The organism is Streptomyces sp. NPDC057137 (assembly GCF_042670825.1).
Lineage (GTDB): Bacteria > Actinomycetota > Actinomycetes > Streptomycetales > Streptomycetaceae > Streptomyces.
On the sequence record NZ_JBHUUW010000045.1, the window covers coordinates 22957 to 41510 of the forward strand.

15 protein-coding genes are annotated in these 18554 nt (G+C 71.4%); 1 reads left to right on the forward strand and 14 read right to left on the reverse strand.

Going from position 1 to position 18554, the window contains the following annotated elements:
• Positions 1-26 precede the first annotated feature (26 nt).
• From ACFT9I_RS28410 to ACFT9I_RS28430, 5 genes are all read right to left on the reverse strand, one after another.
• Positions 27-200, reverse strand: coding sequence for a hypothetical protein (locus ACFT9I_RS28410; protein WP_382568842.1), 174 nt, complete (start codon positions 198-200; stop codon positions 27-29).
• 196 nt (positions 201-396) lie between these two features.
• Complete coding sequence (locus tag ACFT9I_RS28415; RefSeq protein ID WP_382568844.1) at positions 397-1077, reverse strand: hypothetical protein; 681 nt, start codon at positions 1075-1077, stop codon at positions 397-399.
• Positions 1078-1123: 46 nt separating this feature from the next.
• Entirely contained in the window at positions 1124-1687 is a 564-nt protein-coding gene (locus ACFT9I_RS28420) for a GNAT family N-acetyltransferase (RefSeq protein ID WP_382568846.1), read from the reverse strand.
• A 38-nt stretch (positions 1688-1725) separates the two neighbouring features.
• Complete coding sequence (locus ACFT9I_RS28425; RefSeq protein ID WP_382568847.1) at positions 1726-3993, reverse strand: MMPL family transporter; 2268 nt, start codon at positions 3991-3993, stop codon at positions 1726-1728.
• 128 nt (positions 3994-4121) lie between these two features.
• Positions 4122-6257: a phosphocholine-specific phospholipase C gene (locus ACFT9I_RS28430; RefSeq protein WP_382568849.1), complete on the reverse strand. Its 2136-nt coding sequence runs from the start codon at positions 6255-6257 to the stop codon at positions 4122-4124.
• A 307-nt stretch (positions 6258-6564) separates the two neighbouring features.
• Here ACFT9I_RS28430 and ACFT9I_RS28435 point away from each other — a divergent pair, with 307 nt between their 5' ends.
• Complete coding sequence (locus ACFT9I_RS28435) at positions 6565-7182, forward strand: NAD(P)-dependent oxidoreductase (RefSeq protein ID WP_382568851.1); 618 nt, start codon at positions 6565-6567, stop codon at positions 7180-7182.
• A 16-nt stretch (positions 7183-7198) separates the two neighbouring features.
• Here ACFT9I_RS28435 and ACFT9I_RS28440 read toward each other — a convergent pair whose 3' ends face one another.
• The 9 genes from ACFT9I_RS28440 to ligA form a co-directional block, all read right to left on the reverse strand.
• A complete protein-coding gene (locus ACFT9I_RS28440) occupies positions 7199-7711 on the reverse strand; it encodes a tetratricopeptide repeat protein (RefSeq protein WP_382568853.1) in 513 nt (170 codons plus the stop codon).
• A 58-nt stretch (positions 7712-7769) separates the two neighbouring features.
• Positions 7770-8234: a universal stress protein gene (locus ACFT9I_RS28445; RefSeq protein WP_382568855.1), complete on the reverse strand. Its 465-nt coding sequence runs from the start codon at positions 8232-8234 to the stop codon at positions 7770-7772.
• Positions 8231-9478 carry an SLC13 family permease gene (locus tag ACFT9I_RS28450; RefSeq protein WP_382568856.1) on the reverse strand — a complete coding sequence of 416 codons (1248 nt, stop codon included), beginning with the start codon at positions 9476-9478 and terminating at the stop codon, positions 8231-8233. Before ACFT9I_RS28450 ends, ACFT9I_RS28445 begins: the two co-directional genes overlap by 4 nt.
• A 711-nt stretch (positions 9479-10189) precedes the next feature.
• Positions 10190-11707: an Asp-tRNA(Asn)/Glu-tRNA(Gln) amidotransferase subunit GatB gene (gene gatB / locus ACFT9I_RS28455; RefSeq protein WP_382568858.1), complete on the reverse strand. Its 1518-nt coding sequence runs from the start codon at positions 11705-11707 to the stop codon at positions 10190-10192.
• 25 nt (positions 11708-11732) lie between these two features.
• On the reverse strand, positions 11733-11975 hold the full coding sequence (locus ACFT9I_RS28460; protein WP_382568860.1) for a hypothetical protein: 243 nt from the start codon (positions 11973-11975) through the stop codon (positions 11733-11735).
• Positions 11972-13477, reverse strand: a complete 1506-nt coding sequence (gatA, locus tag ACFT9I_RS28465; RefSeq protein ID WP_382568861.1) for an Asp-tRNA(Asn)/Glu-tRNA(Gln) amidotransferase subunit GatA — start codon at positions 13475-13477, stop codon at positions 11972-11974. Before gatA ends, ACFT9I_RS28460 begins: the two co-directional genes overlap by 4 nt.
• A 5-nt stretch (positions 13478-13482) precedes the next feature.
• Entirely contained in the window at positions 13483-13779 is a 297-nt protein-coding gene (gene gatC / locus ACFT9I_RS28470; protein WP_015036350.1) for an Asp-tRNA(Asn)/Glu-tRNA(Gln) amidotransferase subunit GatC, read from the reverse strand.
• Positions 13780-13920: 141 nt separating this feature from the next.
• Positions 13921-16047, reverse strand: a complete 2127-nt coding sequence (locus ACFT9I_RS28475) for a putative bifunctional diguanylate cyclase/phosphodiesterase (protein ID WP_382568863.1) — start codon at positions 16045-16047, stop codon at positions 13921-13923.
• A 234-nt stretch (positions 16048-16281) separates the two neighbouring features.
• Positions 16282-18546 carry an NAD-dependent DNA ligase LigA gene (ligA, locus tag ACFT9I_RS28480; protein ID WP_382568864.1) on the reverse strand — a complete coding sequence of 755 codons (2265 nt, stop codon included), beginning with the start codon at positions 18544-18546 and terminating at the stop codon, positions 16282-16284.
• Positions 18547-18554: the final 8 nt, after the last annotated feature.

An 18554-nucleotide genomic window follows, 5' to 3' on the forward strand; every position in this document is an offset into this window, starting at 1 on the left:
GGCGGGCGGCCATCTCCGTACGCCCGTCACGCCGCGCTCACGAACCGGCTACGGAGCGATTCCACCCGCCCCTCGCCCTCGTTGCGGGCGTTGCGCGCGGCCTCCTTGCGGGCCTTGCGGACCTTGCGGATCAGCCGCCGGTTGTCGGCCTCACGGATCAGCTCGGCGGCCCGCATCTGGTGCATCTCGTACTCGAACATCTCGACTCCCCTGTCACGAAGTGTTGTGGCGTCCTGCGATGCCTCAACATTCGTCTCCCAGGGGGTGCGCACGCATCGGGCGTGTGCCGCATCTTCGCGACGCGGGCGCCTTAGGCGGACGGACAGGGGGCCGGGCCGGGCCCTAAGGCCCTGCCCAGCCCCCGTCGGTGCGCGTCTAAGGCGTGCTCCGCCCGCCTCAGCCGGCCGGCGGGGCCTGGGCCGGGGGCGGCTCCGGCAGGGACACGAAGACGTCGAAGTACATGCCGATGGAGATCAGCAGGCCGAGCGCGGCGAGCACGAGACCGGCGACGGCGAACGGACGCACCCAGCTCTTGCGCTGCGGCAGGCCGAACGCCACCAGGCCGGCGATGAGCGCCAGTACCGCGAAGATGCCGTTGGTCAGGGCGATGGCGTGCCAGGCGTCGCCGTAGATCTCGGAGATCTGCTGCTCCGCGGTGCCGGTCTGGCCGAGGTCGATCTGGCCCACGAGTGTCTCGCGCTCGGAGATCACCTTGCCGGACCAGGTGCCGATGAGCGCGACCAGCGACAGCAGTACGGAGATGAGCGCGGCGGACGCCGAGGCGAGTCCGCTGGGGGGCGGCGGGGTGTAGCCGCCCTCCAGTTCGTCGTCCAGCAGGTCCCCGTCGTCGCCGTCGTCCGCGGCGCCGTCACCGTCGGCGCGGTGGGCGCCGCCGTCACCGGTCGTGCCGTCCTTGCTCACGCCGTCGGTGACGCCCGCCTCAGGGCTCTCCCCAGGCTCTTTGGCCAGGCTCGGGCCCGGCGCGTCGTTCTTCTCGGCAGTAGCCGGAACGGCGCGCTCCGCCTCGTTGTCGCCGCTGTCGTCAGCGGGCTGTTCTGGCTTGGTCGTGGGGTTCATGCGCCGCACGGTAGGCGGCCCGTATGAGAGATCCATGAGAGTTTTCTCAAGCGGCGTCGCGTCGCTGCTCACGCCACTCGGGAGCGAGTACGGACCAGATCTCGTTGTCCTGCCGAAGCCCGTGGTGGAGGCTGGCTCCCCGCAGCACACCGTCGCGCCGCAGACCGAGCCGTTGGGCGGTCCTGACGCTCGGGAGGTTGGCCGACGACACCACCCACTCCACGCGGTGGATGCCGCGCCGGTCCACCGCCCAGTCGATGAGGACCCGCACCGCGCGGGTCACCAAACCCCGCCCCGTCGCCGCCGGTTCGAGCCAGCAGCCGACCTCGCAGGTGCCCTCCGCCGCGTCGAAGAGCCGGAACATCACTCCGCCGACGAGGGTGCCGTCGAGCCAGATTCCGTAGATCCGTCCGGCGTCGGCGGCCTGCTTCTCGGCGTATCTGCCGAGGAACGTCCGCGCCGAGTCGAGGTCGGTCACGACCCCGGCGAGCCCGACGTGCCGGTCGACCAGCTCCCGTGCGCGGTCCATGTGGGCGAGGAACTCGTCGGCCTGCCACGGCTCCAGCGGTCTCAGTTCCGCCCCGTCGTCACCCAGTGATATCGCGAACATCGCACTCCTCCGGTCCGGTCGGCTCAGGTACGGCCCACTCACCGCGGCACGTGCTCCACACGCTCCGCGGGCTCGTCGCGCCGCGCGGGGATCTTCCCAGACGCGACGCGGGGGGCGGCGGGCGCCTCGATGCTGATCCGGGGCAGCCAGCGGTCGAGCCCCTTCGGCAGCCACCAGTTGGCGCCGCCCAGCAGGTGCATCAGGGCGGGCACGAGGAGCGTACGGAGGACGAACGCGTCCAGAGCGACCGCCGCGGCCAGCCCGACGCCGAACATCGCGATGACGCGGTCCCCGCTGAGGACGAAGGCGAGGAAGACCGAAATCATGATCACGGCGGCCGAGTTGATCACGCGGCCGGTCTCGGCGAGGCCGACCCGCACGGCCCGTTTGTTGTCGCCGGTCGCCAGCCACTCCTCGTACATCCGGCTGACCAGGAAGACCTGGTAGTCCATGGAGAGGCCGAAGAGGACCGAGACCATGATCACGGGCAGGAACGGCTCGATCGGGCCCGCGCTGCCGAGGCCGAGGAGTTCGCTCCCCCAGCCCCACTGGAAGATCGCGACGACGATCCCGAAGGACGAGGCGACGGCCGCGACGTTCATCACCGCCGCCTTCAGCGGGATGCCGACGGAGCGGAAGGCGAGCAGGAGCAGCAGACAGCCGAGGGCGACGACGACGCCGACGAACAGCGGCAGTTTGCCGACGACGACCTCGGCGAAGTCGTCGTAGCTGGCCGTGACTCCGCCGACCGACACCTCCAGGGAGGTGCCGTCCTGCGCACGGGGCAGCACTTCGGTACGGAGGCGGTCGACGAGGTCGCTGGTGTCCTTCGACTGGGGTTCCGACTTGGGGACCACGGTGAGCAGGGCCCGGTCGCCGCTGCCGCTGAAGACGATCGGCCCGACGGAGGCCACACCCTCCGACTCGCGCAACATGTCCGGGAGTTGGTCCATCGCGAGCCGGTCGTCGGCGCCGTCCAGTTCGGCGACGAGGGTCAGCGGGCCGTTGACGCCGGGGCCGAAGCCGTCGGCGAGCCGGTCGTACGCCTGCCGGGTGGTGCTGGACGCCGCGTTGTTGCCCTGGTCGGAGGTGCCCAGATGGAGCGAGAACGTGGGCAGGGCGAGCACCAGCATCACGACCACGGCCGCGGCGCCGAGCAGCCGGGGGTGGCGTTCCACGAAGGCGGACCAGCGGGCGGCGAAGCCGGTGGGCAGCTCGGGCCGCGGACCGTGTGCGGCGAGCCGGGCGCGCTCGCGGCGGCTCAGCGCGCGCCCGCCGGTGTACGAGAGCAGGGCCGGCAGCAGCGTCACGGACGCGGCGACCGTCAGCGCGACGGTGAGCGAGGCGGCGATCGCGACGCCGTTGAGGAAGCTCAGCCGCAGCACCAGCATGCCGAGCAGCGCTATGCAGACGGTGGCGCCGGCGAAGACGACGGCGCGCCCCGTGGTGACGACGGCCTCGGTGGCGGCCTCGGTGACCGTCAGGCCCTGTTTGAGGCCCTTGCGGTGTCTGGTGACGATGAACAGCGCGTAGTCGATGCCGACGCCGAGCCCGACGAGCAGACCGAGCATGGGCGCGAAGTCGGCCACGGTCATGACGTGGCCGAGGAGCGCGATGCCGGCGTAGGCCGTCCCGACGGACACGAGCGCGGTGGCGATGGGCAGCAGGCTGGCGGCGAGCGAGCCGAAGGCGAGGAAGAGGACCACGGCGGCGATGGCGACACCCACGATCTCCGCCGTGTGCGCCGTGGTGCCTTCGGTGAGGGCGACGGCGCTGCCGCCGAGTTCCACCCGCAGATCGTCGGTGGCCGCCTTCTTCGCCGTGTCGACGACGGCCTGGGCCTGGGCGGCGGGGATGTCGTCGACCTGCTGCTCGAAGGTCACGACGGCGAAGGCGGTGCGGCCGTCCTCGCTGATCTGGCGGGCGCCCTCGCCGTCCTCGGGGCCGGGTGTGTACGAGGAGCCCCTGGCGCCGTCGGTGATGACGTAGGGGCTCATCACGCCGGCCACTCCGGGCAGCTTGGCGATCTCACCGAGCGTGACACCCATGCGCAGTTCGATGTCGTCCGCGCGGACGGAGCCGCGTTCGGTGTGCCAGACCACGGTGTCGCTGTCGCCGCTGCGGTCGGGGAATCCGCTCTCCAGGAGGTCGACGGCGTGGCCGGACTCGGTGCCGGGAGCCTCGTAGTCGTTGGAGTACGACGTCCCGGCCACGACGGCGGCGGTGCCGGTGGAACCGAGGGCGAGCAGCCACAGGAGTACGACCAGGAGCCGGTGCCTGACGCACCACCGCGCGACTGCTGCCAACGGTCTGCTCCCCTGCGTGGTCCCGGAGAGCCAACTCTGACATCGAATCGTGATCGTTTGCCCGTTTGGTGGGGTTCCTCACACAGTGTTGACCTGGCGTTCGATCAATGGGAGCGGCGAATTCCGGTTCAGCCGGAGACGCTCGGCTTCCCGTTCTCGATGTGACCCATCAGCCGGCGCCGGAAGCCCCGGCCCGCCGTCACCTCGATGTCGTACCACCCGTGCGCGTCGGCGGCCGAGTGCACGACCTGGCGGCTGCGTCCCGGCTTGACCGTGAACTCGCGCTTCCAGTCGCCGAGATCGGCCTCGTCGGCGTACCCGAGCGAGCGCACCGTGAAGGTGACGGGCAGATCACCCTCATTACGGAGGGTGAGGTGCAGGTCGCGGTCGTGGTGGTCGACGGACGAGGTGACCTCGGCGCCGCGACCCGCGACGGGGCCGGCGAACTCGCGGCGGAAGCCGTTGGGTCCGGTGACCGTGAAGCGGTACGCGTCGCCGGTGAGGGGCACCGTCCACTGCGAGGTGCCCCGTACGTCCCGGTGCTGCGGGACGTCGAACTCACCGGCGTACGGATAGAGCGCGAAGTGGGCGCTCGACCGCCCCGTGTTGCGGAGTTCGAGCCGCAGGGCCCGCGCCCCGGCGCGGCCGGCCACGAGGCGGCCGTAGGCGTCCGGCTGGTACGGCAGCGGGCGGGCGGGCCGCGCACCGGGCTCCTGGACCGGCATCCGCTGCACGGCCGGCGGCACCGGCCGCCAGCGCCCCGTGAACGGCGGCACGGGTCCCGGCTGCTCGACGTCGGGCCGCGGCCGGCCCCGTCCGAAGTCGAAGGCGGACGTCAGATCGCCGCTGACGGCACGCCGCCACGGCGTGATGTTGGGCTCCTTCACACCGGTCCACTTCTCCAGGAAGCGGACGACCGAGGTGTGGTCGAAGACCTGCGAGCAGACGTAGCCGCCGACGGTCCAGGGCGAGACGACGAGCAGCGGCACACGGATGCCGAGCCCCGTGGGGCGGCCCTCCCAGCGCTCGTCGGCGTCGTCCACGGGCGGCACGGGGGGCGGGACGTGGTCGAAGAACCCGTCGTTCTCGTCGTAGTTGATCAGTACGACCGTGTGCCGCCAGACGTCCGGGTGCGCGCCCAGCGCGTCGAGCACCTGGTACACGAGCCCGGCGCTGGCGACCGGCGAGGACGCGCCGGGGTGCTCGGAGTCGACGGCGGAGGGCACCAGGTACGACACCTCGGGGAGCGTGCCCGCCGCCACGTCGGCGCGGAACGACGCGGCGAGGGTGCCGGACTCGACGCGCCGCAGCCCGCGCTCGAAGAGCGACCGCTCGTGGGCGGTGAGGGCCGCGACGCCCTCGTCCAGCGCGGCGAGGAGCCGGGCCCGTACGGCGGTGTCGTCGGTGTCGCGCACCGCGGCGTAGAAGGCCTCCATGTACGTGAAGCCGTCGGCGCCTTCGAGTTCGAGTCCGCGCGCCGTGGTGAGCGCCTTGTGCGCGATCTTCTTGAAGGAGGTGAAGAACTCGATGTTGTTGTCGGTGAAGTTCTCCCACTCCGCGTACGTCTTCCAGCTCCGCCCGGCCTTCTCCAGCCGCTCGGCGTACGTCGGCCACGCGTAGCCGGGATGGGTGCCCTCGGCGTACGCGTCGTTCCCGACGGCGCGTCGTCCGTCCGCCTCGTAGCCGGTCCAGCCGCTCCACAGGTGGTTGCGGTTGGGGCTGGTCGAGGTGTGGATGGACGAGTGGTAGGCGTCGCAGACGGTGAAGGTGTCGGCCAGCTCGTAGTGCAGCGGGATGTCCGCGCGGTCGTAGTACGCCATGGTGGCGGCGGTCTTGGCGGAGACCCAGCCGTCCATCCAGCCGTTGTTCCACGCTTTGGCGCCACCGTTCCAGGAGTGGTCGAGGTCGCCTATGTACTGAAGGTCCTTGCTCTGCGCCTCGGCGGCCTCGCGCACGGGGAACGGCAGGACGGTGCCGCCGCCGACGGCGCCCGGCTGTTCGAACACGGGGCGGCCGGTGGGCAGTTCCACCGCGTTGCGGTCCCCGAAGCCCCGTACGCCGCGCAGCGTGCCGAAGTAGTGGTCGAACGACCGGTTCTCCTGCATGAGCACCACGACATGCCTGACGGCGTCCAGTCCCCCGGCCGGCGCCTCGGCGGCGATGGCGGCCCGCAGGGACGGCGGCAGTACGGAACCCGCCGCGGCGGCACCGACGGCGCCACCGCCGAGCGCGAACAGCCGGCGCCGTGAAATGTCAGTGGCCAAGAGATCCTCCCAAGTCAAGTGGTACGGCCCGGAAGCTAGCCACCGTAGGTGGCGACGGGAAGACCCAGGGGCGGCCCGGCGATGAACGTCCGAGAGTCGCCCCCGTCCGGGCCGCCCCGCGCGCGTGCCGGACCCGCGAGTCCCGGCGGATCCGTGGCGGTCGGAGGCCGTGTGGCGCAAGCTGGGCCCTGTCTTCCTTACGGGTTCCACGCGGGTGCGACCGGCGATCGGACACGTGAACCGTGTTGCCGTGAGCCCGTGAACCCATGACCCGTCAATCCATGATCACGACAGGGACAGCCTGCCCATGAACGTCACCGTGTTCGGCGCCACCGGGCGTACCGGACAAGCCTTCCTCGCCTCCGCCGCGCGCGCCGGGCACCGCACCACCGCACAGGTGCGGGAGCCGGCGCGGCTGGGCGACGCCCCCGTCGACCGGGTGGTGACCGGCAGCCCCTTCGACGAGAGCGCCGTCACCGACGCCCTCACCGGCGCCGACGCGGCGGTGATCGCTTTCGGCCTCAAGGGCAACCGGACGACGCCTCTGTACTCACGCGGCACCGAACTCGTCGTGGACGCGATGCGGAAGCTGGCCGTACGGCGGCTGATCGTCGTCTCGGAGGCCGGATACGGCTCCCACGTACGCGGTCTCTCGGGCCGTACCATCGCCGCCCTCTACCGCGCGACGGCCCGCCCCCTCCTGCGGGAGCGGGAGGCCCAGGACGCGGTGATCCTCACCAGTGGCCTGGAATGGACCGTCGTACGGTCCGGGGTGCTGCACCACGGCCCCGCACGCGGCAACCGCCCCCGCTCCTTCACCCCGCACCGGGGCCTCGCGCCCCGTACGACCTACGCGGACCTCGCCGACCTCGTCCTGGACGCGCTGGACGACCCCGCGACGTACGGCCGGGACCTGTACCCGTAGCGCGTACCGCGCGCGCTCACGGCCCCTGCTGAACGACCTCGCGCAGATCCTTCGCGTAGTGACTGATGGCCCTCCGGTACGACCGCACGCCCCGGTCCTCGCTGGTCGTGGCCAGCAGTTCCAGCAGGATCCGCATCGCGTCGTCGTGCTGCTCGGTGTTGAACAGCGCCATCGCGAGGAAGGTCCGCAGAGCGCCGTCGTCGGGAAACTCGGCCAGCCCGCCCCGTAGCGTCTCGACGGCCTTCTCGTACCGGCCGAGGATCCGGAACGTGCTGCCGAGACCGACCAGTGCGCCGAGCCGGTCCTCCGCCGAGAGGTCCGTTCCGGCCAACGCGCTTTCGTAGTAGGCGACGGCCTCCGCCTCCAGGCCGAGGGCATCGTGGGTCCAGGCGGTCTGATAGGCCACCTCGGCGTCGTCCGGATGCCGGTCGGCGAGAGCCACCAGCCGCTCCCGGGCCTGTTCCGCTTCCCCGCGTGTGCGCAGTTCGACGGCTTCGGCCAGCAGCTCGTCCCTACTCGCTGTGTTCATGCGGGAATTGTCGCACCGGCGCGCGCTCGACTCCCGCTTCGGTGCTCGGCCCTGGCGCTCAGCCCTGGTGCGGCCACACCAGCAGGACCGGGCACGGCGCGTGGTCGACCACGAAGCGGGACTCCGGGCCGAGGCTGTGCGGGCCCGGTCGGTCGCGGTCGCCGTCACGCGCGCAGATCAGCAGGTCCACGTCCGCCGCCGCGCGGATGACCTCCTCCTGAGGACGGCCGTGCCGGTCGAGCAGTTCGCAGGGCCTGCCGAGCCGGTGCGCCGCCTTCTCCAGGAGGTCGGCGCCCGCCGCGCCGGACAGCGCCTCCAGCCTGCTGCCGGGGTCGCGTTCGGGCCCGTGGCCACGGCCGAGAAGCCCCGCGTAGGCGCGGTGCGCCTCGGCGGCGATCCGGTCGTCGCCCACGTGCAGCAGGACGACATGGTCGTCGGGGGCCCTGTCACGCGCCGCGTCGACGCAGGCGGGCCAGGTTGACGGGCTGATCCACACGAGGGCGGTTGTCTTCACGTCACTCACAACTGGAGCGTGCCCCACAGGGCAACGGTCGAAGCGATCAGCGTCGCGGGCACGGTCAGCAGACCGAGCCGGGTGAACTGCCCCAACGAGGGCGCGGAGTCGTGTTCGTGCAGGACACGGCGCCACAGGAGGGTGGCGAGCGAACCGACGTACGTGAGGTTGGGCCCCAGATTCACCCCGATGAGCGCGGCGAGTACGGGCCCCGGTCCCGCGGGCGCGACGACGGGCAGCAGGGCGAGGATCGCGGGCAGGTTGTTGATCAGATTGGCCAGGAGGGCGGCCACGGCGGCGATCGCGAGCAGGGTGGTGAGGGATTCGCCGCCCGGGAGGATCCGGCTGATCCCGGTGTCGAGGCCGTTGTCGACGACGGCCTTGACGACGATGCCCAGTGCGAGCACGAAGAGGCAGAAGAGCGGGGACGCGGCGCGGAAGAGGGCCGGAAGCGTGGTGCGCCGCCGCCGCAGCGCGCGGGCGGCGAGCACGGCCGTACCGACGAAGGCCGCCCAGAGCGGTTCGATGCCGATCAGTGAGGTGACGGCGAACGCGACGAGTGTCAGGCCGAGGACGACGAGCGTGAACGTCGGTACGGTGCGCGGCTCGGCCTCCTTGGGAGGGTGCGCCCCGGCGGCCAGGTCGGCCGCGAAGAAGCGGCGCAGGACGACGTACTCGACGGCGATCGCGGCCAGCCACGGGAGCGCCATGAGCACCGCGAAGCGGGTGAAGGACAGGCCGCTGGCGGTGAACGCGAGGAGGTTGGTGAGGTTGGAGACGGGGAGCAGCAGCGACGCGGAGTTCGCGAGGTGGGTGCAGGCGTAGACGTGCGGCCGGGGGTGCGCTCCGACGCGGCTCGCCGTCACGAAGACGACGGGCGTCAGGAGGACGACCGTGGCGTCGAGGCTGAGTACGGCGGTGGTGACGGCGGCGACGCCGAACACGCCGCCGAGCAGACGGCGCGGGTTCCCGCCGCAGAACCGGGCGACGAGGTCGCCGGCCGCGTCGAACAGGCCGTCGTCGTCGCAGAGTTGGGCGAGCACCAGAATCGCGGCGAGGAACCCGACGACGGGCAGGAGCGTATGCGTCTGCTCCCAGGCGTCGGCGGGCGACACGGCGCCGAGTACGACGACGAGCCCGGCGGCCGGGATGGCGGCGACGGCTTCGGGCAGACCTCTCGGCCGCGCGACGGCGAAGGCGAGTACGCCGAGGAGCAGCCCGACGGACACGATCTCGGCGGCGAGGCTGTTCACGGGGCGGCGCCAGGGTTCTGGTGGGCGGACGGAGGATTCACGCAGGCCGCGCACCCGCGCGACGCCCGCCAAACCTACGGCCCGCGCGGGGATCTGCCCGGCAACGCCCCCCGAGTCGGACCTGCCTGGGCCGGGAGTTGGCCGGGCTGCCCGCCGGTTCGTGGGCCGCGCGCGGCGGCAGGGGTGTTCGGCCGCGCTCGTACGGCCCCGTTGCCGTACCGCTCCGCCCGGGTGGCCGGTCTGCGGCGTCCCGCGACGGGAGGGCACCACCCGTGGTCCGTACGGCGGTGTCGCGGGCAGTCGGGCGACGCCGTGACCCGGTTGGCGAAGGCCGACCGGCGCGGGATTCTCGTTGAGCACCTGCGTGCCGCTGGTAGCCCCTGGTACGCAAGGGACACCGCCGCCCGTGCGTCCCGCCCGGAGGCTGACGACGAGAGGCTCACCGAGCGGCTTCGGCGGGGTCGTCCCCCTTCGCGGCCGGTAGCCGTACGGCACCGCGCTGCGCAGTCCGCGACGCGCGCCGGACGCCGCGACCGAGGCGCACCACCGTCGGGCGCCGCGTGGTCGGACACCGGCACGGACTTCCGCACCGGGACCGACCGCGGCAACCCGAGTGGGCCGCCGCGTACACATCGGCCCGGCCGGGGAGCCGCCGGTACGGGGCCGGGCCCCCAGGACTCAACCCAGGTTCGCCGGCCCCGTGCCGACGTATCAGCCCTCCGCGCCCAGGCGTTCCAGGATCAGTTCCCGTACGCGTGCCGCGTCCGCCTGGCCTCGGGTGGCCTTCATGACCGCTCCCACCAGCGCGCCCGCCGCCGCGACCTTGCCCGCGCGGATCTTGTCCGCGATGGCCGGGTTCGCGGTGATCGCCTCGTCCACCGCCGTACCCAGCGCGCCCTCGTCGGAGACGACCTTCAGGCCGCGCTTCTCGACGACGGTGTCCGGGTCGCCCTCGCCCGCGAGGACGCCTTCCAGGACCTGGCGGGCCAGCTTGTCGTTCAGCTCGCCCGCGGTGACCAGCTCCGCCACCCTGGCGACCTGCGGCGGGGTGATCGGGAGCGCCGCGAGGTCCGTGGACGTCTCGTTGGCGCTGCGCGCCAGCTCGCCCATCCACCACTTGCGTGCCTGGTCGGCGGGGGCACCGGCCTCGATCGTGGCGGTGATCAGCTCGACCGCGCCCGCGTTGAGCATCGACTGCATGTCGTGCTCGGAGACGCCCCACTCCTCGCGCAGCCGCTTACGGCGCAGCCTGGGCAGCTCCGGCAGTCCGCCGCGCAGTTCCTCCACCCACGCGCGCGCGGGCGCGATCGGGACGAGGTCGGGCTCGGGGAAGTACCGGTAGTCCTCCGCCTCCTCCTTCACACGGCCGGACGTCGTGGAACCGTCCTCCTCGTGGAAGTGACGGGTCTCCTGGATGATCGTGCCGCCGCCGTTGAGAACCGCGGCGTGCCGCTGGATCTCGTAGCGCGCCGCCCGCTCCACGCTGCGCAGGGAGTTGACGTTCTTCGTCTCCGAGCGGGTGCCGAACATCGAACGGCCGTGCGGGCGCAGCGACAGGTTGACGTCGCAGCGCAGCTGCCCCTGCTCCATACGGGCCTCGGAGACGTCCAGCGCCTTGATCAGCTCGCGGAGCTCCGCCACGTACGCCTTGGCGACCTCCGGGGCGCGCGCCCCGGCGCCCTCGATCGGCTTGGTGACGATCTCGATGAGCGGGATGCCGGCGCGGTTGTAGTCCAGCAGGGAGTGGGACGCGCCGTGGATACGGCCGGTGGCGCCGCCGACGTGCAGCGACTTGCCGGTGTCCTCCTCCATGTGGGCGCGCTCGATCTCCACCCGGAAGATCTCGCCGTCGTCCAGCTGGACGTCCAGATAGCCGTTGAAGGCGATCGGCTCGTCGTACTGGGACGTCTGGAAGTTCTTCGGCATGTCCGGGTAGAAGTAGTTCTTCCGGGCGAACCGGCACCACTCCGCGATCTCGCAGTTCAGCGCGAGACCGATCTTGACGGCGGACTCGACGCCGATCGCGTTGACGACCGGCAGCGCCCCCGGCATGCCGAGACAGGTGGGACAGGTCTGCGAGTTGGGGTCGGCGCCCAGCTCGGTGGAGCAGCCGCAGAACATCTTCGTTCTGGTGCCGAGCTCGACATGGACCTCCAGGCCCATGACGGGGTCGTACGTCGCGAGAGCGTCCTCGTACGGGACGAGCGACACGTGTTCAGTGACGGTCACGGTGAAACTTTCCCTCTCTGCGGGCTCAGCCCAGCAGGACGTCGTCGTCGCCCAGCCGCTTCAGCTCGCGGTAGAGCAGAGCGATGCCGGTGACGATGGCGGCGGCGGAGACGGCGGCGTCGATCAGCCGCAGCGTGTCGTTGTCCTCGCGGGCCATCCTGGCCTGCTTGATGACGCTGACCGCTCCGAAAGCGGTCGTGCCGATCGACAGGTACATGCCGGACTTCGACTTCTTGAAGCCCTTGGCCTTCTTGGTCATTGCGCTCATAGCGACGGTGCCTCCTCCAACAGCGGGTGTCCCCAGCGTTCCACGAACGCCGCCTCGACCGCTGCGCCTACCCGGTAGAGACGGTCGTCCTTCATCGCGGGGGCGATGATCTGCAGTCCGACCGGCAGACCGTCCTCCGGCGCCAGTCCGCAGGGCAGCGACATGGCGGCGTTTCCGGCCAGGTTGGTCGGGATGGTGCACAGATCGGAAAGGTACATCGCCATCGGGTCGTCGGCGCGTTCACCGATCGGGAAGGCGGTGGTCGGCGTGGTCGGGGAGACGATCACGTCGACCTGCTCGAAGGCCTTCTCGAAGTCCCGCACGATGAGCGTGCGGACCTTCTGGGCGGAGCCGTAGTACGCGTCGTAGTAGCCGGAGCTGAGCGCGTACGTACCGAGCATGATGCGCCGCTTGACCTCGTCGCCGAAGCCCGCCTCACGGGTGAGGGCGGTGACGTCCTCGGCCGAACGGGTGCCGTCGTCGCCGACCCGCAGGCCGTAGCGCATGGCGTCGAAGCGCGCGAGGTTGGAGGAGCACTCGGAGGGGGCGATCAGGTAGTACGCGGAGAGGCCGAGGTCGAAGGACGGGCAGTCCAGCTCGACCACTTCCGCGCCCAGCTCCTTGAGGAGGTCGACGGACTCGGCGAACCGCTGCATGACGCCGGCCTGGTAGTGCTCGCCGGAGAACTGCCGGACGACGCCGACGCGCATACCGGCGACGGTGCCGTTGCGGGCGGCCTCGACCACCGGCGGGACGGGGGCGTCGATGGAGGTCGAGTCGAGCGGGTCGTGCCCGCCGATGACCTCGTGCAGGAGGGCCGCGTCCAGGACCGTACGGGCGCATGGGCCGCCCTGGTCGAGCGAGGACGAGAAGGCGACCATGCCGTAGCGGGAGACGCCGCCGTAGGTGGGCTTGACGCCGACCGTGCCGGTGACGGACGCGGGCTGGCGGATGGAGCCGCCGGTGTCCGTGCCGATGGCGAGCGGCGCCTCGTACGCGGCGAGGGAGGCCGACGAGCCGCCGCCGGAGCCGCCGGGGATGCGGGTGAGGTCCCAGGGGTTGCCCGTGGGGCCGTACGCGCTGTTCTCCGTCGACGACCCCATGGCGAACTCGTCCATGTTGGTCTTGCCGAGGATGATCACGCCGGCCGCCTTGAGGCGCCGGGTGACCGTCGCGTCGTACGGCGGGATCCAGCCTTCGAGGATCTTGGAGCCGACGGTGGTGGGGATGCCCTCGGTGGTGAAGATGTCCTTCAGCGCGAGGGGGACGCCGGCGAGCGGGCCGAGCTTCTCGCCCCTGGCCTTCTGCTCGTCCACGGCGCGGGCCTGCGCGAGGGCGCCTTCGCGGTCGACGTGCAGGAAGGCGTGGACCTTCTCGTCCACGGCCTCGATGCGGGCGAGATGGGCCTCGGTGACCTCGACGGCCGTCAGTTCGCCGGAGGCGACCTTCTCGGCGATCTCGGCGGCGGTGAGCCGGATGATGTCGGTCTTGATGTCCGTCATGGCTGTTAGTCCTCCCCCAGGATCTGCGGCACCTTGAAACGCTGCTGTTCCTGGGCCGGGGCGCCGGAGAGCGCCTGCTCGGGGGTGAGCGACGGGCGTACCTCGTCCGCGCGCATGACGTTGGTCAGCGGCAGCGGGTGGGAGGTCGGCGGGACGTCTTGGTCGGCGACCTCGGATACGCGGGCGACCGCGCCGATGATGTCGTCGAGCTGACCGGCGAAGTGATCGAGCTCTTCGCCCTTCAGCTCCAGACGCGCCAGCCGTGCGAGGTGGGCGACCTCCTCGCGCGTGATGCCAGGCATGCAGCGATCCTCTGGGTGGGTGTCGGGATTTTGACCCAATCCTATGGGGCGCGGCACCGTGCCAACGAAACGGTTTCCCGCATCCAGGCTTCGGCCCCGGCCCGGGTCTCGATCCCGGCCCGACGAGGGTGTCGGCGTCGGCTACTGGACGACGCGGCTGGAGGGACCGGAGGCGTCGGTACGCGGCGGTTCCAGGGCCGGTGTGCGCGGCGGGCGGCGCCAGCCCGTCTCACCGCGGGCCAGCAGCCAGGACGTCGCCTCGTGCGGGGGCATCGCGGCGGCCACGAGCCAGCCCTGGACGGCGTCGCAGCCCAGGTCGCGCAGGCGCTCCCAGGTCTCGTCGTCCTCGACGCCCTCGGCGACGACCACCAGGCCCAACGAGTGCGCCAGGTCGATCGTGCAACGGACGATCTCCGCGTCCTCGTTGTCGATGGCGAGGCGGGCCACGAACGAACGGTCGATCTTCAACTCACTCACCGGCAGGCGGCGCAGATGGACCAGCGACGAGTAGCCCGTACCGAAGTCGTCGAGGGACATCTTCACGCCGTGTCCCGTCAGGGCGGCCAGGGTGTCGGCGGCGCGCTGCGGGTCCTCCAGCAGGACGTGCTCGGTTATCTCCAGTTGGAGCGAGCCGGCCGGGACGCCGTGCCGGGCGAGCCGCGCGGCGACCGCGCCGGCGAAGCCCGCGGTGTGGACGTCACGCGGCGAGACGTTGACGGCGACCGGCACGAACAGGCCCTGGTCCCGCCAGCGGGCGACCTGGCCGAGGGCCGATTCCAGTACGTACTCGGTGAGATGCGGCATCAGGCCCGAGGACTCGGCGATCGCGATGAACTCGTCCGGGGGCACTCTCCCCCGGTCCGGATGCACCCACCGTACGAGCGCCTCCAGGCCGACGACCTGGCCGTCGAAGCGGACCTTGGGCTGGTAGTGCAGCTCCACGTCGCCCGTGTCGAGGGCGCGCCGCAGATCGCCCAACAGGCCGAGCCGGTCGGGGGTGTTGGAGTCCCGCTTGGACTCGTACACCTCCACGCCCGTACGGTCCCGCTTGGCCTGGTACATCGCGACGTCGGCCCGCTGGAGCAGCCCTTCCGCGTCCACCGCGTGCTCGGGGTGGACCGCGACGCCGGCGCTCGCCTCCAGGACGAGCGTCAGTCCGTCCAGATCGAGCGGCGAGGACAGCTCGGCCGCGAGATGGCGGGCCACGCGCTGCGCGCTGGTGATGGAGTCGACCAGCGGCAGCAGTACGGCGAACTCGTCACCACCGAGCCGCGCGGCCTCCGCTCCGCGCGGCAGGGCCAGCTTGAGCCGCTCCGCTATCTGCAACAGCAGTCTGTCGCCCGCGAGATGGCCGAGTGTGTCGTTGACGGAACGGAACCGGTCGAGGTCGATCAGGACCAGCGCCGAGCGCGCGCCGAGGGTCTTGGCCTCCTCCAGCGCCGTCCACGTCCGCTCAAGGAGCCACTGCCGGTTGGGCAGCCCCGTCAGGGGGTCGCGCAGCTGCTCCTCGGCCCGTGCCCTGGCGATCCAGAGCGTGGAGTCGAGGGCGATCAGCGGGACGGCGAACAGCGGCAGCACCACCGGCCGGGACACGGCGACGACGCAGATCAGGGGGGTGATACCGAGCAGTGCGACGGCCAGCAGGCACTGTCGCAGCAGGGCGGTGCGGGCGACGGTCGGCAGACCGCCGCCCTGCGCGGTCTGCGAATACCACAGGAGCAGCCGGGTCACCAACAGATACGCCCCGGCCGCCAGCACGATCTCGGGGACGGTGCCGATCCCCCAGTGGAGGGGCTGCCAGGGCTTCGCGACCGTCGGTACGTCGCCGAAGGCGAGCAGGACCAGCGCCGCCGCTCCGATGCCGAGGATGTCCACGGCGCCGTGCAGCGCGCCCTGGCGCCAGCGGTGTCTGCGGGCGATGCCGACCAGCACCACGACGGCGAGGCTGACCAGCCCGGCGGCGACCCATCCGTACAGAAGCAGCACCGCGAGGGTGAGGGCGGCGCCGGAGCCCGTGCCGCCCCACCAGCGGTCGCGGCCGAGCGCGACGAGATGACCCACGATGATGCCGGTGAGCACGGCGAGCGCCCAGCCCGTGGTGCCGTCCGGGAAGAGCGCCCGGCCGTCCCGTACTTCCCGGAAGATGCCCAGTGCCAGCACGACGGCGGCGACCGCCACCACGACGAGGGGCACTCGGGCCGACATGCCTCCAAGTCCCGCGAATCCGCGCGGGCGTGAGACCGGGGCGGCGCTCTCGGTCGGTTTCATTCCCGTCCCTCTCACAGCCGGCAGTGCCGTTACCACGCGATGGCACGTTGTCATGCCACCACGACTGATTTCCCACACGCAGCCGTGCACGACAGGCGTACCCCTCAACAGTAGGCCGCGAACGGCGTCGGCGGGCAGCGCTCTACCGCTGTTGCCCGAATGCAACCCGCCCTTCCTTATCCATCTGGTATGCGCCGAACGGGTGACCTACGAGGGCTCGTTGTGCCCGTTCGGTCACTCCTTCGTGCTCTCCGCAGACGGTTCGTCAGCCGATTTCGGGACGTCCTTGGCCGGTTCCTTCGCCCCCTCCTCGGCCGCCTCCGGCGCCTGTACAGCGGCCTCCCGCGCCGCGTCGGGGCCCTCCGCGAGCAGGACGGCGAACCCTGCCTCGTCGAGCACCGGCACCTTCAACTGCATCGCCTTGTCGAACTTGGAGCCGGGGTTGTCACCGACCACCACGAAGGCGGTCTTCTTCGACACGGCGCCGGTCACCTTCGCTCCGAGCGTCTGGAGCGCCTCTTTCGCGCCATCCCTGGTGTGATTTTCGAGCGTGCCCGTTACGACCACGGTGAGGCCCGCGAGCGGGCGCGGTCCCTCGTCCTCGGCGGAGCCCTCCTCCTCCATCCGGACCCCGGCCTCCCGCCACTTCCGCAGGATCTCGCGGTGCCAGTCCTCCTCGAACCACTGCTTGAGCGAGGCGGCGATGGTCGGGCCGACGCCCTCGACGGCCGCCAGCTCCTCCTCGGTGGCCTGCTCGATACGGTCGATCGACCTGAACTCCCTGGCCAGTGCCACCGACGCGACCGGCCCGACGTGCCGGATGGAGAGCCCCGCGATGATGCGGGCCAGCGGGCGCTCCTTGGCCGCCGCGATGTGCTCCAGCATCGCCAGGGCGTTCTTCTTCGGCTCGCCCTTCTGGTTGGCGAAGACGGTGGCGATCTTCTCCTCGCCGGTCTCCGGGTCCCGCTTGGGCAGGCCGGTGTCCGCATCGCGCACGTACGCCTTGATGGGCAGCAGTTGGTCGATCGTGAGGGTGAAGAGGTCACCCTCGTTGAGCAGCGGGGGCGTCGGCGGCTCCAGCGGCTGCGTCAGCGCGGCGGCGGCCACATAGCCGAAGTTCTCGATGTCCAGGCACTTACGGCCGCCGAGATAGAACAGCCGCTCGCGCAACTGGGCCGGGCAGGAGCGGGCGTTGGGGCAGCGGAGGTCGATGTCGCCCTCCTTCATGGCCTTCAGCTCCGTACCGCACTCGGGGCAGACGGCCGGCATCTCGAACTCGCGCTCGCTGCCGTCCCGCAGGTCGGCGACCGGCCCGAGGATCTCCGGGATGACGTCGCCCGCCTTGCGCAGCACGACCGTGTCACCGATGAGAACGCCCTTGGCCTTCACCACGTCCTGGTTGTGGAGGGTGGCGAACTCGACCTCGGAGCCGGCCACGGTGACCGGCTCGACCACCGCGTACGGAGTGACCCGCCCGGTGCGTCCGACACCCACCCAGATGTCGACCAGCTTGGTGTTGACCTCTTCGGGCGCGTACTTCCAGGCGATCGCCCAGCGCGGGGCGCGGGAGGTCGAACCGAGCCTCCCCTGGAGGGCGATCTCGTCCAGCTTCACCACGACGCCGTCGATCTCGTGCTGGACCGAGTGGCGGTTCTCACCGAAATAGGCGATGAACTCCCGTACGCCGGCGAGGTCGTCGACGACCTTGTTGTGCTGGGCCGTCGGCAGGCCCCACTCCTCCAGCAGCTCGTAGGCGTGCGAGAGGCGGTCGATGTCGAAGCCCTCGCGCGCGCCGATGCCGTGCACCACCATGTGCAGCGGGCGCGACGCCGTGATCTTGGGGTCCTTCTGGCGCAGCGAACCCGCCGCCGCGTTGCGCGGGTTGGCGAACGGTTTGTCACCGGCCTCGACCAGCCGGGCGTTGAGCTCCTGGAAGCCCTCCATGGGGAAGAAGACCTCGCCGCGGATCTCGACCAGGTCAGGGACGCGGTCGCCCTTCAGCCGGTGCGGGATCTCGGCGATCGTACGGACGTTGGGCGTGATGTCCTCGCCCGTGCGGCCGTCGCCGCGGGTCGCGGCGCGCGTCAGTCTGCCCTGCTCGTAGGTGAGATTGACGGCGAGTCCGTCCACCTTCAGCTCGCACAGGAAGTGGAAGCCGGGGGCGCCCACGTCCCTGGCGACGCGGTCCGCCCAGGCGGCCAGCTCCTCGTCGTCGAACGCGTTGTCCAGGGAGAGCATGCGCTCACGGTGCTCGACCGCGGTGAACTCCGTCTCGTACGCCCCCGCGACCTTCTGGGTCGGCGAGTCGGGCGTCCGCAGCTCCCCGTACTGCTCCTCCAGCGCCTCCAGGGCGCGCAGCAGCTTGTCGAACTCGCCGTCGCTGACGACCGGCTGGTCCTTCACGTAATACCGGAACCGGTGCTCCTCGACCTGCTCGGCGAGGTGCGCGTGCCGCTCCCGCGCTTCCGCGGGTACTGCCGTCTGCTGTTCGCCAGCCACCGTTTCGT

What these genes read in the sequence shown, in the direction of transcription:
- ACFT9I_RS28475 (WP_382568863.1), bottom strand. Translation starts at nt 16,047, where the DNA reads ATGAAACCGACCGAGAGCGCCGCCCCGGTCTCACGCCCGCGCGGATTC.
- ACFT9I_RS28410 (WP_382568842.1), bottom strand. Translation starts at nt 200, where the DNA reads ATGTTCGAGTACGAGATGCACCAGATGCGGGCCGCCGAGCTGATCCGT.
- ACFT9I_RS28440 (WP_382568853.1), bottom strand. Translation starts at nt 7,711, where the DNA reads ATGAACACAGCGAGTAGGGACGAGCTGCTGGCCGAAGCCGTCGAACTG.
- gatA (WP_382568861.1), bottom strand. Translation starts at nt 13,477, where the DNA reads ATGACGGACATCAAGACCGACATCATCCGGCTCACCGCCGCCGAGATC.
- ACFT9I_RS28460 (WP_382568860.1), bottom strand. Translation starts at nt 11,975, where the DNA reads ATGAGCGCAATGACCAAGAAGGCCAAGGGCTTCAAGAAGTCGAAGTCC.
- ACFT9I_RS28420 (WP_382568846.1), bottom strand. Translation starts at nt 1,687, where the DNA reads ATGTTCGCGATATCACTGGGTGACGACGGGGCGGAACTGAGACCGCTG.
- gatC (WP_015036350.1), bottom strand. Translation starts at nt 13,779, where the DNA reads ATGCCTGGCATCACGCGCGAGGAGGTCGCCCACCTCGCACGGCTGGCG.
- ACFT9I_RS28435 (WP_382568851.1), top strand. Translation starts at nt 6,565, where the DNA reads ATGAACGTCACCGTGTTCGGCGCCACCGGGCGTACCGGACAAGCCTTC.
- ACFT9I_RS28415 (WP_382568844.1), bottom strand. Translation starts at nt 1,077, where the DNA reads ATGAACCCCACGACCAAGCCAGAACAGCCCGCTGACGACAGCGGCGAC.